Raw genomic sequence first — 13,802 nt, forward strand, 5'->3', positions numbered from 1 at the left:
CTTTGTTAAAACTGAATGTCTAAACACGGCAGTGCTTGAGGGAAAAGCTCTCCCCCTGTTTGCTTATCCAACAAATGGAGATAACCCAACGCTGTTAAGCCATTGACAGCATAGTTGTTATGATCTGCACCATTGACCCGACAATCAGCAGCATAATGCGCTAACGACGAAACCCACTGATGGTAAAATGACTTACGCTGCTGTGCACTAAAGTGCCAGAGACTATAGATTGTAAAAAAGGCATTGCTCCACCAGATGTAACTATTCCCCGCGCCTTTAATGGCATCAAACAATGTTTGTTGATTCTCTAACACATCTATGTGCATATAACGATGAGGTAAGGTTTTGAAGCGTTGCCACTGTACTTTAAAGCTCTGCGCACCACCCCAACGCTTTAATTCTGTTTGCCAAAGACATTCTAAGTCTTGCCAGTCGATATTATTGGTATCGGTGTTGTGCCACAGTTGGTAGAAACAATCAGGCTCAGGAAAGTGCTCAAATATTTTTTTTACAAATGCAGGGAAGTTTTCACCATCCCAATGTTCAACGATAAATTTGCGAACAGCTAACGCCTGTTGGCTATAATCAAAAAATACCACTTGGCTATTTGCATGAAACCCTTGTGTTGCCAGTATTCGGTAGGCCTTAAAACCTGCCGCAACGCTAAATACGCTGTCAAGAGCATGACCTTTAGGCTCATTATCCAAGTCATCATATGACTCAATATTCAACAAAAATACGCCCCTTTTGGAATTTTTGGTCTGCTTTTGTGCCCGCTGTAAAAACTCTAGCTGGGCTGGGGCTAGCTTATTCTCGACCTCTGAAAGCGCGGGGGAGCCGAGCAAACACTCAGCAAATACTTGTTGGGTTTTTGGTACATTCAGATCAAACCGATTGTAGTTAATATCTTGCGAAAACGCCTTAACATGAAGTCCTTGTTCTAAACTGTGTAATACAAATTGCCACCCTTGGGCATCACATGGCTGTTTTTTCTTTTGCCACTGCTCGCTATCGTCAAGTGCTACTTCAGAGGCTACCGAGACCACCTCACGCATTTGCCAATCAATTTCACCAAATTCGGGCTGTCCGGCCCTGTGATATTGTGAAACATTGACTAATATACAGTTAGACTCAATACCCAGCGTATGATTGTCTGAACGGTACAGCTGTCCCGCGACTAAAAAGTCTTGCTGTTGGCAAAGTTCACTTATGCTCTGGTGAAATCCCTGACGTTGCCAATGAGGTAAATACCACTGCTCATCAATCACATGCCCTATAGATTGAATTAGGCAATAATCTGCACCTTTCTCCACGGCCATACTTAGTATCGCGGCTATGTTGTGTCCTTCGAATATTTCTTTGCGATAGCGGTAACGAGAAAACGCAATAGTAAGCTCTCGCATCTTACTTTGCAGAGCATTTAGCTGTTCGCCAAATGGATTAAGCAATCCAAAAATGAGTTTATTCATACGCTAATTCCTGCTTTTGTATCGCATTGAGTTGGGGCTGCTCCAAAACGACACTGAGTAAAATTCCCTCACCAAATGATTGGGCTTCAATTTGATCGGCACTAATACCTTGTAGGACCTCGCTTGCCAACTTAACCGCTTTGCATATCGAAGGTGTGCGTACATAAATGGTAACAAGGTCAAATAGTTGCTGTGAGACAAACGATTTGATTAACGTAATGCCTCCCTCTACTAGCACACTGTTTACTCTTTTTAGCTTTAATTGCGCTAGGGGTTGGGCCAAAAAGTGATCTTTTGTATCAATATGATGTATAAGTCCATTTCTTGCTTTTGAAGTGGCTGACCCCACCAAAAAAGTGGCTCTGTGTATATTGGGCTGATCGACGTCTAAGTTTTGAAGCTGTGCGGCTCTTTTACCTGCAAAGATTATTCTTGCAGGCTGGCGCATGGGCTCACGACCCAATACTTCCTTCCTAACAGTCAATTTGGGGCTGTCATTGAGCCAAGTATTTGCCCCCACAGCAATTGCATCATATTTTTGCCTAAGCTCATGCACGCGTTGCCAATCTGAGCTGCACGACACTGAGAGTGCTTCACCATTTGGGCAACACGTATTGGCGTGCCCATCAATGGCAAAATTAATATGAATAAATGGTCTGCTAATTGGATTTGGGATTGCTTTAGATTTTCCATCATAACTTGCCAACATATGCCCCATTTGCTGACGTTTAGTCTCAAGGTAATCAATAGCATGAGATGTTGGGTCGCTTGGCACTGGCAACCGACCTGTCACCTTGACACCCAACTCTGTAAGTTGTTTGATTTTAAGGGGATTATTGGTTAGCAGCCGCACAGATTCTAGATCATGTAAGCGGATGATCTGCGCTGCATCATCATATGTTCTCGCATCTATCGGCAGATTTAGCATCGCGTTCGCTTCGATAGTGTCATAGCCTTGCTCTTGCAGGGCATAGGCTTTGATTTTGTTGCTTAAGCCAATACCACGCCCCTCTTGAGGCAGGTAAATCACCATGCCTTGATGCGTGGCAATATAAGACAATGCAAAATCGAGTTGTTGTTTGCAATCACACTTTAATGACCCTAGCACCTCTGCGGTGAAACATGCTGAGTGCATTCTGACGGGTAAATCACTACGGCCCTGCAAATCGCCTTTGCAAATAGCTGTTATTTCTTCACCTTTGTGGTTGCGATAAATCTTTACATCAAACGAGCCTAGTTGGGTGGGTAATACGGTACTTGCAGTTAAAATCATAACGCATCTTCCTTTTCTTACCGATGACTTGGCCACAAAGACCATAGCCGGTCGCGCATCCCTTACCGCTCACAGTAATGCGAAACATTATATTAACAACATACAATTACTCTAGCTCAAAATATAGAAAATAAAATTACAACTGCTTACAAAAGCAATATGACGGGCACTAAATATAGCGAATGAGTATCTGGGAGGAATAAAAGTTTTTACATTTTTAGATAGAAACTCTTGCAAAGCTCTATAAAATCAGTGCTGTATGTTTTCCCTTCCTGATAAATACATAACGACTCGACGTACAATGTCTGCTGTTGCAGGCGATGAAACTCCATCATGCTGCGCGTTGGTGCTTTTTCACTAGTGCTGGAAACTTGGCAATGACGTAGCAATGATAATCCACTGGAATATGCAATAGACTGAAACAACTCAGCTTCTTTACAAGGTAAGATGATCGCCAACCTAGACAAGTCATGACTCACTTTCATAAAGGCATCTATCAGTTCCTCAAAGGTTAAACTATCGGTATGGCGTGCTGCATTTCTTGCACTACATGGCCCTTTGAGACTGTTATTAAAATATGGAGGGTTGCAAATCACCAAATCAAAAAGTTGCTGACACTCAAAAGACTGAATATTGCTATGATGAACTCTAATGTCTGGCCATGGACTGCACTGAACATTGTTGCGCGCGTCTGTAACCGCCCCCGAATCAATTTCAACGGCATCAACATTTAATAACGGCTGACGCTGTTTACACATCAGAGATAATAGTCCCGTGCCACAACCAATATCCAATAAGCACTTGGTATTGCTTAAATTTACCCAGGCTCCTAGCATAATTCCATCCGTTGACACCTTCATAGCAGTGTTGCTTTGTTGTATCTTAAATTGCTTAAATGCAAACCCAGACATGATTCACCTTTTCCAAAATAGCCATCGCGCGTATAATTGCGCACATTGTCCTTTATTTATGATGCGCTATGCAATTTTCTGAATTCGATCTTGACGCCAAAGTTTTGGCCGCCATTGACAAAATGGGCTATGAAACAGCCACCAGCATTCAACAACTCGCGATCCCCGAAGCCTTAATTGGTCGTGATATTTTAGCTTCGGCCCCAACAGGTACCGGTAAAACCGCCGCGTTCTTGATCCCTGCGATTCAGTATTTACTTGATTTCCCTCGTCGTGACCCGGGGTTTGCACGCGTGCTGATTATGGCCCCAACCCGTGAGTTGGCTTATCAGGTACATGAACAGTGCCAGTTACTTGCTGCAAACACCCACCTACGAATAGGGGTGGTAACCGGTGGCATTAACTACGGAAGTCACAAAGAAATCTTTGAGAAAAACAACGATATTCTTATTGCCACGCCTGGGCGTCTCATGGAGTACCTTGAGACTGAAAACTTCCACGCTGAGAATGTTGAGCTACTGATCTTGGATGAAGCTGACCGAATGCTTGATTTAGGCTTCAAAAAAGAGATGCTACGTATTTGCGATGAAGCTAAAAATCGACGTCAATGTTTCTTGTTTTCAGCCACACTCGAAGGCGATAGTGTTGAACTATTTGCAGAACGTATTCTTAACGATCCTGCGCTGCTAGAAGCTGAGTCATCAAGAAAAGAGAAAGCTAAAATCCACCAATGGGTACACTTGGCGGACGACTACAAGCATAAGCTCGCCATGCTTACTCACCTCTTGCAAGAGGAGGAAGTGCAAAAGGCCATAGTGTTTGTAAAGACTCGCGAACGTTTAGAGCAGTTGGTGGGGGAATTATACGCCAACGATATAAAAACCACTTGGCTTCGTGGTGAAATGCCTCAAGACAAACGCATGGCTGCTATGGCTAGTTTTCACAGTGGTCGCACCCGCATCCTAATAGCCACCGATGTCGCTGCTCGTGGTATTGATGTACCTGATATTACTCACGTCATTAACTTTGACATGCCACGATCTGCTGACGTGTATGTACACCGTATCGGCAGAACAGGTCGTGCAGGTAAAAAAGGCACGGCTATCTCTTTGGTCGAGGCACATGATGCTGCGATACTTGCTAAGGTTGAGCGTTATACTGAACAAAGTCTTAAGCGCAGGGTGATCAAAGGGGTAGAGCCTAAGCACAAAGAAGCCAAACTCCCCAAAAAGAAAAAAGATCCGGTAAAAATAAAAGCAAAGAAAAAGCTTAAAACCAAACAAAAGAAAAAGAAGTAACCTCTTTTTCAAAACAAAACCTAAATTCATTCTCTAAATAATGGGTTTAGGTTTTGCCTTTTTAGCTTAGATATTGCAATAAAACCGCTTTTAGTTTGTCCATTTCTATAGGTTTGGTAATAAAATGATTCATGCCGTGAGCGAGGGCTTTATCGAAATCTTCTGACATTGCATTGGCTGATAAGCCACATATTGGAATATCCAATTTCAGCTCATTACGTATGCATTGCGTTGCTTTAAATCCATCCATCACTGGCATTTGTATATCCATTAAAACAAGATCATAAGCATAAGGGGTGTTACTTAGCTTATTGATCGCTTGCTTACCATCTTCAGCAATATCAGCCTCAAGTCCCAAAGCATTTAACAGCTTTTTGGCAACCATCTGATTGACTGCATTATCTTCAACTAGCAAAACATGACCGTGTAAATTTAGTTCTATTTCTGGCTCTAAATGAATTTGCTTTTTACCGTTACGCAGACCAAAAAGTTTGCAAGCATAGTCGTAGAAGGTCACATAAGTATAAGGCATCTCCAACACCAGCACGTCATTAGCAATACCTGCTCGAGAGATTAACACCGAATCTCTTTTATCTATAACGACACAAAGCTTCTCACTGTAATGCTGTAGCATCGCCATATCTGACAGACTCATGCTCTTTGACAGTTCATTATCTAACATCAATACCACATATTTATTAGCAATTTGCTGCTGAGCTAGGTGTTTCGACTTACCCAATTGCACATAATTAACCTGACACTTATTAACCGTAAAATATTCACTGATAAGGTCTAGGGGTTTACAATTATGGCTATGATATAGCAAAGTTACGGATAAATTATCTGCTTTGGGGAGCTTTAATACTTCCTGATGTTGAGCAGGCTTTAACCTTAATAGCACCGAAAAAACAGACCCTTGTTCCGATTGAGAGCGAACACTAATACTACCATGCATAAGCTCGCAGAGCTGTTTTACAATGGCCAACCCCAACCCTGTTCCGCCATATTTTCTACTGGTTGATACATCTGCTTGGGAAAAGCGATCGAACACGTCTAGTTGGTGTTGTTCTGACATACCAATCCCCGTATCTTCTACTTCTATACCTAAGATCACTTCTCCGGTAGCACTACCATGTGCACAAAGCCGTATATCAATCCCTCCTATCGAAGTAAACTTAATAGCATTGTTACACAAATTTAAGATTATCTGTGTGATACGTACTTCGTCGCCAACAAAATGACTCAATTCGGTTGGACACAAACACCTGAGATATAAATTCTTTTCAGCAGCTCTAAGACTGACCGATGCAAGGATATTTTCAAGCATTTTATTGAGTTCAAACTCTTTATCTTCAATATCGAGCTTACCAGCTTCTATTTTAGAAAAGTCTAGAATGTCATTGATAACCGACATTAAAACACCACTGGAATAATCTATTTTATCGAGATATTCACGTTGTTCTTCCTGTAAATCCGATTTTTTCAACAGCTCAACGAGTCCGATAATACCGTTCATGGGGGTGCGAATTTCATGACTCATATTGGCCAAAAACAAGCTTTTTGACACCGTGGCTTGTTCTGCTTCCTGACGCTTTACATCCAACTCCTGATTTAGCGCTTTTTGTTCGATCACCAACTCTTTAGTCCGCTCAAACAACTCTGTTATTTGAATATTTTTTTTATGGAACACACTGGCAGCCAGTGACAGTTGTCCGATTTCATCTGTGCGTTTTAGATAAGGAATGTCCACTATATGAAGGTTATTACTGAGACGTTGAAACAATACAGTCAAAGTTCTAATTGGACGGATCACCCGTAAAATTAGGAACACTGCATATATGGCAACCATCAGCATACTCAATAAAATAAACAGCTCGCTGCGCTGCTGTAAAGAGTTCATAGTCTGCTTTGCCTCAACAATTTTATTTTGCATCGCTTGTTCTTCTTGTTCACGAAGCTTTGAAGAAAGGTGTAATATTTCATTAGCGCTACCTGTTAAAACCACGTTGGTTAAATACAGATAGCCACGAATGGTTTGATGTAACTTTCTAAAGGCTAAATGAATATCCTGAAACTGAGCCGCCACTGACTCTTCATTAAGCGCTGTGAGCTCAGCCCTTGCCTCAGATACTTGAGCATCAAACGTTCTAATATGTTCAGAGTTTTGTGTTATTAAATAAGCCAGCACTGCGTTGTGAGCTTTTAGCAAGTAGGATGATATAAGCGCACGATTATTAACATCAATTTCTTTATTGATGGATTCTTGAGCTTTATTAACCAAGCCCAGCAGCTCATTTTGGTATAAAGATTGACGCTTTTCCCGGCCCGAAATAACCGTCGACAAATTATCGCGGTAGTCACTTATATGAGTTCGCATTCGCAAAATCATATCACCCACTTCTTTGCGACTAGGAGAATAGTCTAACTCCGCAAGCGCACTTTCAATTTTATTGATTAAGTCTTGGCTACGATCCATCGCCACCAAACTTGCAGACTGCTTATAAATCAGAACATTTCGTTGCAGGTCGATAACAGAAAGTTCAAGGTCGTAAGCAATCTCTGCCATTTGAGTTGATTGTTCAATCTCTGCATCGCGCTGCTCAAGGAGTCGATAACTAACATTAGTTAAATATGCGGAGAACAACGCCATCAACCCAATACATAACAGCCCTAAGCTAAGTTGAAATGTCAAAGAGCGATAGAACTTCATACCACGCTCCTAATTAATAAACTCATACCACTTTTGCAAGCTGTAGTCATAGCTGGGCATAACAGTATTCCACACTGCTACATTACTAAACCGTTTTAGATAGCTACCACCTGTACGGACTTCTCCCTTTTTAACGGATAATTGACCATCAGTCCCCGCTAAGTCACTTGCCGCAGGCTGACCTTCATACCAATAATTCCATTCATCCTGCGACAGATAATTTTTTGCTCTTTGCGGGTTCGAAATGTAATAACCCTGACGTGCGATAAATGCACCAGGCCAGCCCGATAACCACCAATTCATATACTCATATGCCGCGTCTTTCACTGCTCCTTGGGTATGCGAAGACAGGCACATTACTCCATGCCACCCCCGATATCCTTCTTTTGGTGCAGCATAAATAACAGGCACATTTTGACCATTAAGAGCCGACACTGCCGGAGAGAACATACTTTCAATGACCACTCGGTTACTTTTCATAAAATCAACCGATTCAGGCACCGATGTCCAAAAACCACTAAAGTGGCCTCGTTGCTTATACTCACTTAGAATCTTAAATAATTGATCAAGCTCTTGATTGGTAATGTTACCAATATTGCCAAAGGTCATAAGTCGCTGCGCTTGCGCCGCGAGGGCTAAGTCGAATAATCCAATTGTAGGGGCATTCACCACAGCAACCTTACCTTGGTACTTTTCCTCAAGCAGCCACCCCCAACTTTCAGTTTTATAGGGAATGCCTGGCTCAATGACATTAGTGTTATATCCAAATGAGTCTACATTATGTACATAGGGTAGATAGCTGATTAGTTCAGTTTCCTGATTAGAGAGACTGCCATCTGGCTGCACGTGTAGTAGCTTATATGGTGCATCTCCCGCTCCGATACTAGCACTTGGTTGCACACGGCCAGTCTTAGTTAAAGGGTTTATTTCATCCCAGTAACGCAATCGCTTCTTCTCTATGGGTTGGATCGAGCCCGTATACCACAACACATTGATGCTATTTGACCACTGTTCATACAAATCAAAAGATTCCGGAGACATAGCAGCCTTTTGTAACACCGCCGCACTTCCTTTAGGCTCAAATGACAGGTTAATACCCAGATCCTTCTGTGCTTGCTCTTTTAATGCTGCTTGCAAGGTCACATGTGTGCCAAGTACTCTGACTGTGTGTGTTTTTTTAGCAAACACGTATGGCACATTAAATCCAAGTAGACCACATGCTCCCAAGCCTGCTGCGCGCTTTAGTAACTTACGCTTACCTTGATCAATATCACAACGAAGCGGTTTATTGGTCATCGCTATTTCCTTCTTATCGCAACTTTGCGACACATTTATCACTTAAATTTTAACCAAGTATAGAAGAGCAAAAGGTATTTGGTATGCGCAACAACAAATTTTACGCTCACAACAAAGGCGCAAGGGCGCAAAGAAATTGTAAGAATGAAGGGACGACTCAACGTATCAAGCTGGCCTTAAAAATATAACTGGGCTTAACAAGTATGGGGAAGGCAAAAGGCAAAAAAAGCGTGCTACGCACGCTTTTTTCAAGTTAGCTTTGTTCTTCTCGCAAGAAAACTGGATCATTAACTTTACTGGTGGCCTGCTCACTAAAGTAATAACCTGCCACATCAAATTCTCGTAACTTGTCAACACTTGTCACTTGTTGCTCCATAATATAGCGAGCCATCATCCCACGCGCCTTCTTGGCGTAGAAACTAATCACTTTATATTGACCATTTTTACAGTCTTTAAAGACAGGTGTAATAATTTCACCTTGCAATGCCTTTTTATCTACAGCCTTGAAATATTCATTAGATGCCAGATTAACTAACTGTGATGACTGAGTTTGTGCCAGCGCCTCATTTAGCTTTTGCGCTATAATACTTCCCCAAAACTCATATAAGTTCTTGCCGCGAGGGTTATCTAGTTTCGTGCCCATTTCTAATCGATATGCTTGCATCAAATCCAGAGGCTTTAGCACTCCATATAGACCAGATAATATTCGCAGATGCTGTTGTGCATACGCCAATGTATCTTCACTTAGAGAGCTTGCTTCCAGGCCACTATACACATCGCCGTTAAAGGCCAGTACCGCCTGTTTGGCGTTTTGTGATGTGAAGGGTAATGACCAATCATTAAAGCGAGCTACGTTCAACCCAGCCAGCTTATCGCTAATTTTCATTAAACTGGCAACCTGTTGCATTGATAAAGTACGACATACTTTTATCAGTTCTTCACTGTGCTGTAATAATTCAGGCTGAGTAAAATGCGATATATGTGATGACGTTTCAAAATCTAAATTTTTTGCCGGAGAGATTACCGTGATCATGGCGAGCCTATTGACTTAAAATATGTTTAATGTCAATTTCAACACTATCCCCTGTTGACTTCAAGTACTGAATAACCCTTGATTTTATAGGGGATAACAACAATTCAACAAAGTGTCCCTACCTTTTATACACTGTGAACACCCGCATAATAGTGTTATCCGCATAAATACGGACAATTGACCTATTAATGGCTGTCATGGTGCTGCAACATAGGAACACTAAAATTTTTCGAAATTTTGCTGCAAATAGGAATGAGGAAAACCAATGACATCAGCACTAGATAGGCTCAAACAGCACTCTTCGATCGTTGCCGATACTGGCGATATTGAAGCAATTCGTAAGCATCAACCAGAAGATGCCACAACTAATCCGTCGCTACTATTAAAAGCTAGCGAAATGCCAGCCTATCAAGCTTATCTACAAAAAGCATGGGACTACGCAAAGTCAGTACATTCTGATACGGATAAACAGCTAGAACTAGCGTGTGATTACTTTGCGGTTCTTATTGGTAAAGAAATCGCTGATATCGTCCCAGGCTATATTTCTACAGAAGTCGATGCGCGTTTATCCTTTGATACGCAAGCGACCATCGACAAAGCCAAGAGCTTATTGGCTCTGTATCGCAAAGAAGGCGTTAGCCAGGATAAGATCCTGATTAAAATCGCGTCAACTTGGGAAGGCATCAAAGCCGCTGAGCAACTAGAAAATGAAGGTATTAAATGTAATTTGACCTTATTGTTCAGCCAAGCTCAAGCTCGTGCATGTGCCGATGCAAACGTATTTTTGATTTCTCCATTTGTTGGCAGAATTTTAGACTGGCATGTTGCCAATGGCCTAGCAAAGCCGACAGATCCAATGGCTGACCCTGGTGTACAATCTGTTCGCAGCATTTATGAATTTTACAAACGCCATGGTTATAAAACGGTTGTAATGGGTGCAAGTTTCCGTAATACCGGTGAAATAATCGCACTAACGGGCTGTGATAAATTAACGATTAGCCCTGCACTACTTGAGGAGTTAGGCGAATTAACTGATGCGCCAGAATATTTACTTGAAAGTAATTATGCCCTTGAAGCGAAACCAGCTCCGTTGAGTGAAGCGCAATTCCGCTGGTTACACAACGAAGATGCCATGGCAACAGAAAAGCTGGCTGAAGGTATCCGCTCTTTCGCTCAAGCACAGGAAGAGTTAGAAACTCGCTTCAAAGCCCTCTAATAGCGCTCCTCTAGTTCCTTAAAAACGCCACTTAATGTGGCGTTTTTTATGTCAGCTATTTGTTGATTTTAATCAAAGTGTCACCCGACTTTAACCTAAACGACACATTTGTGTTTTATTTTTACGCAAGTTGTGGTATACCGAAGTTGCTTAAAGTGCGAAATTAAGTACAAAAGCGTTATTGAGGTTAATAATCAATAGGAGAAATTCATGGATAGCCTAGACGATATACTAGAAATATTAGAAGGTCCTGAAACACAAAAACGAACCTCTCAGAAAAAGCAAAAACGAAAATGGCGTGAAATAGAAGCGCTAAAAGATAAACAGCGTCTTCGCAAAGAACTACAGGAACTAGATTACTTCGCAGACAACCTAGATTTAGACGAATTAGATTTCATTTAATTCATCTGGATTTAACCTTTAAAAAAGGCTCCTATGAGCCTTTTTTAGTATTCGCCAACTTCACTCTATACCTGCCAGTTAATGGGCTGTTTACCCATCTCCTGTAATAACTGATTAGTTTTAGAAAAGTGCTGACAACCAAAGAACCCACGGTGAACCGACAAAGGAGAAGGGTGTGGAGCATGCAACACGTAATGGCGGTGCTTATCAATATTCTTACCTTTTTTCTGGGCATGGGCACCCCATAATAAAAACACAATACCGTCACGGTGTGTGTTCAACTGCTCAATAACCACATCGGTAAAGCGCTCCCAACCTAGTTTTTTATGAGAGTGAGCTTCGCCCTGCTCAACTGTCAATACGGTATTAAGCAGCAACACACCTTGCTCAGCCCAAGGCAACAGATAACCATGATTTGGAATGGTAAATCCAGCAATATCCTGAGCTAGCTCTTTATACATATTAGCTAACGAAGGTGGTGGCTTAATGCCGGGAAGCACCGAAAAACATAGGCCATGGGCTTGACTCGGCCCATGATAGGGGTCTTGTCCTAAAATAACGACTTTGACCTGCTCAAACGGCGTTACTTTGAAAGCTTCAAAAATTTGTTCATGTGGCGGATATACCGTGACACCTTCAGCGCGTCGCTGTGCCACATAGTTTAATGTCTCTTGAAAATAGGTTTGCCGCTCTTCCTGACCCAATACACTTTGCCAAGTTGTCATGCTGGTTTCCTTTATTCTTTATCGTAATATGCGCGAGCAAGCTGCAGTTTATCACACATATCCGTTACTCCATCAAGCACCCGAGTACTGTAGCGATGCAACAAATCCGCATCTACTTCGATAAATTGTTGATATTGAACAGCGGGGATCTCCGGCCAAACTTGCCAATTAATGGTTGGCATAACCTTTTTGCTTTTCTCATTGGGCAACACAATGACTTCTGGCTTTTTCTTGAGCACATTTTCAACACTGATTTGTGGATACTCCATTGAGCTATCAGCAAATACATTGTCTACGCTGCATAATTCTAGTAGCTGATGAATCCATGTATTACGGTTAATGCTCATCATTGGCTCAGGCCACAGTTGATAAAATACCTGTAAGCGTTTCGCACCTTTATAATGCGTTTTTAAACGATTGAAGCGCGCAGTGAATTGTTGTGCTAATTGCTCTGCTTCTTGAATTTTCCCAGTTAACTTACCAAACAAACGTAATTCATCCGCAACCTTGCTAATATCTCTGGTATCACTGTAGATAACGCGTATCCCCAGCTTTTCTAGCTTCTGCAAGTCATCCTTTTTGTTACCAGAGTGCCACGCAATCACCAAGTCAGGCTTCAGTGCCAGCACTTTTTCAAGCATGATGCCATTGTGGCCGCCAATACGAATAATCTCGTTCGCCGCTTCTGGGTAATCTGCGTACTCAACTGTGCCGACAATACGTTCACCTGCTCCAATGGCAAATAAATTTTCTACAATATGTGGCGCTAAAGCAATGATCCGCTTTGCGTCACTGGCGTGGCTATAACTACAAAATAGCCCAATGATAAGTAGGCATAAACGTATATAAAGCATTAGAAATCAAACCCCTCTAAGGCCTTAACTCCTGACTCAAAAGCATGTTTAACATTGCGAACTTCGCTCACAGTATCAGCTAATTCTGTTAATTTTCGATGAGCGCCGCGGCCCGTCACGATCACTGATTGCATTTTTGGACGATTCGCAATTGCATGAAGCACTTCTTCTAAATCAATATAATCGTAACTGACCATATAGGTGAGCTCATCAAGTAGTACCAAATCAATGCTATCATCTTGCAACCATGCTTTAGCTTGTTGCCATGTTTGTTGTGCAGCTTGTGTATCAGTTTCTCGGTTTTGCGTCTCCCAAGTAAATCCTGTTTTCATCACTGCAAAAGGGACCCCAACTTTTTCTAATAAATTACGTTCACCACACTCCCACATCCCTTTGATAAACTGCGCCACCGCAGCTTGTTTACCATGACCAACACAGCGTGCCACCGTGCCAAAGCCAGAGGTTGACTTGCCCTTGCCATTACCGGTGATCACCTGAAAAATTCCCTGTACTTTATCAGCACTAGCCACCTTTGCATCTACTTGCTCTTTCACTTTTTGCTGTCTTTGCTGATGTTTTTCCTGATTTTTTTTACTACCTGAGTCGCTCATAAAT

12 protein-coding genes are annotated in these 13,802 nt (G+C 42.0%); 3 read left to right on the plus strand and 9 right to left on the minus strand.

Features of this window, described 5'->3' with window-relative positions; all coding sequences use genetic code 11:
• Window positions 1-5: 5 nt before the first annotated feature.
• The 3 genes from BIW53_RS00835 to BIW53_RS00845 all read right to left on the minus strand — a co-directional run bounded on the left by BIW53_RS00835 (window position 6) and on the right by BIW53_RS00845 (window position 3,653).
• Complete coding sequence (locus BIW53_RS00835) at window positions 6-1,469, minus strand: hypothetical protein (protein WP_070989724.1); 1,464 nt, start codon at window positions 1,467-1,469, stop codon at window positions 6-8.
• Window positions 1,462-2,742 (minus strand): GTP cyclohydrolase II RibA, encoded by a 1,281-nt coding sequence (ribA, locus tag BIW53_RS00840; protein WP_070989726.1) that lies wholly within the window; start codon window positions 2,740-2,742, stop codon window positions 1,462-1,464. Before ribA ends, BIW53_RS00835 begins: the two co-directional genes overlap by 8 nt.
• 209 nt (window positions 2,743-2,951) lie before the next feature.
• Window positions 2,952-3,653 (minus strand): tRNA1(Val) (adenine(37)-N6)-methyltransferase, encoded by a 702-nt coding sequence (locus BIW53_RS00845; RefSeq protein WP_070989728.1) that lies wholly within the window; start codon window positions 3,651-3,653, stop codon window positions 2,952-2,954.
• 68 nt (window positions 3,654-3,721) lie between these two features.
• Here BIW53_RS00845 and srmB point away from each other — a divergent pair, with 68 nt between their 5' ends.
• On the plus strand, window positions 3,722-4,951 hold the full coding sequence (gene srmB / locus BIW53_RS00850; protein WP_070989730.1) for an ATP-dependent RNA helicase SrmB: 1,230 nt from the start codon (window positions 3,722-3,724) through the stop codon (window positions 4,949-4,951).
• A 61-nt stretch (window positions 4,952-5,012) separates the two neighbouring features.
• Here the strand turns inward: srmB and BIW53_RS00855 are convergent, their stop codons facing one another.
• The 3 genes from BIW53_RS00855 to yaaA form a co-directional block, all read right to left on the minus strand.
• Window positions 5,013-7,661, minus strand: coding sequence for an ATP-binding protein (locus BIW53_RS00855; protein ID WP_070989732.1), 2,649 nt, complete (start codon window positions 7,659-7,661; stop codon window positions 5,013-5,015).
• 9 nt (window positions 7,662-7,670) lie between these two features.
• A complete protein-coding gene (locus tag BIW53_RS00860) occupies window positions 7,671-8,930 on the minus strand; it encodes an ABC transporter substrate-binding protein (protein ID WP_070989935.1) in 1,260 nt (419 codons plus the stop codon).
• A gap of 280 nt (window positions 8,931-9,210) precedes the next feature.
• Window positions 9,211-9,990 (minus strand): peroxide stress protein YaaA, encoded by a 780-nt coding sequence (yaaA, locus tag BIW53_RS00865; RefSeq protein WP_070989734.1) that lies wholly within the window; start codon window positions 9,988-9,990, stop codon window positions 9,211-9,213.
• A gap of 265 nt (window positions 9,991-10,255) precedes the next feature.
• Here yaaA and tal point away from each other — a divergent pair, with 265 nt between their 5' ends.
• On the plus strand, window positions 10,256-11,206 hold the full coding sequence (tal, locus tag BIW53_RS00870) for a transaldolase (protein ID WP_070989735.1): 951 nt from the start codon (window positions 10,256-10,258) through the stop codon (window positions 11,204-11,206).
• A 210-nt stretch (window positions 11,207-11,416) separates the two neighbouring features.
• The gene (locus tag BIW53_RS00875) at window positions 11,417-11,608 is read left to right on the plus strand and encodes a DUF3545 family protein (RefSeq protein WP_070989737.1); all 192 of its coding nucleotides are present in this window, start codon (window positions 11,417-11,419) and stop codon (window positions 11,606-11,608) included.
• A gap of 65 nt (window positions 11,609-11,673) precedes the next feature.
• Here the strand turns inward: BIW53_RS00875 and ung are convergent, their stop codons facing one another.
• From ung to cobO, 3 genes are read right to left on the minus strand one after another with little or no spacing between them, the layout of a single operon-like run.
• Window positions 11,674-12,333 (minus strand): uracil-DNA glycosylase, encoded by a 660-nt coding sequence (gene ung, locus BIW53_RS00880; protein WP_070989740.1) that lies wholly within the window; start codon window positions 12,331-12,333, stop codon window positions 11,674-11,676.
• An 11-nt stretch (window positions 12,334-12,344) separates the two neighbouring features.
• Window positions 12,345-13,187 (minus strand): cobalamin-binding protein, encoded by an 843-nt coding sequence (locus BIW53_RS00885; RefSeq protein ID WP_070989742.1) that lies wholly within the window; start codon window positions 13,185-13,187, stop codon window positions 12,345-12,347.
• Window positions 13,187-13,798, minus strand: coding sequence for a cob(I)yrinic acid a,c-diamide adenosyltransferase (cobO, locus tag BIW53_RS00890; protein WP_070989744.1), 612 nt, complete (start codon window positions 13,796-13,798; stop codon window positions 13,187-13,189). Before cobO ends, BIW53_RS00885 begins: the two co-directional genes overlap by 1 nt.
• Window positions 13,799-13,802: the final 4 nt, after the last annotated feature.

Origin of the sequence: Pseudoalteromonas byunsanensis, assembly GCF_001854475.1 — a bacterium.
Lineage (GTDB): Bacteria > Pseudomonadota > Gammaproteobacteria > Enterobacterales > Alteromonadaceae > Pseudoalteromonas > Pseudoalteromonas byunsanensis.

Bases quoted from the DNA above. Each gene is read 5' to 3' on its own strand.
- BIW53_RS00885 (WP_070989742.1), bottom strand. From the start codon at position 13,187: ATGCTTTATATACGTTTATGCCTACTTATCATTGGGCTATTTTGTAGT.
- tal (WP_070989735.1), top strand. From the start codon at position 10,256: ATGACATCAGCACTAGATAGGCTCAAACAGCACTCTTCGATCGTTGCC.
- BIW53_RS00875 (WP_070989737.1), top strand. From the start codon at position 11,417: ATGGATAGCCTAGACGATATACTAGAAATATTAGAAGGTCCTGAAACA.
- BIW53_RS00835 (WP_070989724.1), bottom strand. From the start codon at position 1,469: ATGAATAAACTCATTTTTGGATTGCTTAATCCATTTGGCGAACAGCTA.
- srmB (WP_070989730.1), top strand. From the start codon at position 3,722: ATGCAATTTTCTGAATTCGATCTTGACGCCAAAGTTTTGGCCGCCATT.
- cobO (WP_070989744.1), bottom strand. From the start codon at position 13,798: ATGAGCGACTCAGGTAGTAAAAAAAATCAGGAAAAACATCAGCAAAGA.
- ribA (WP_070989726.1), bottom strand. From the start codon at position 2,742: ATGATTTTAACTGCAAGTACCGTATTACCCACCCAACTAGGCTCGTTT.
- BIW53_RS00845 (WP_070989728.1), bottom strand. From the start codon at position 3,653: ATGTCTGGGTTTGCATTTAAGCAATTTAAGATACAACAAAGCAACACT.
- ung (WP_070989740.1), bottom strand. From the start codon at position 12,333: ATGACAACTTGGCAAAGTGTATTGGGTCAGGAAGAGCGGCAAACCTAT.
- yaaA (WP_070989734.1), bottom strand. From the start codon at position 9,990: ATGATCACGGTAATCTCTCCGGCAAAAAATTTAGATTTTGAAACGTCA.
- BIW53_RS00855 (WP_070989732.1), bottom strand. From the start codon at position 7,661: ATGAAGTTCTATCGCTCTTTGACATTTCAACTTAGCTTAGGGCTGTTA.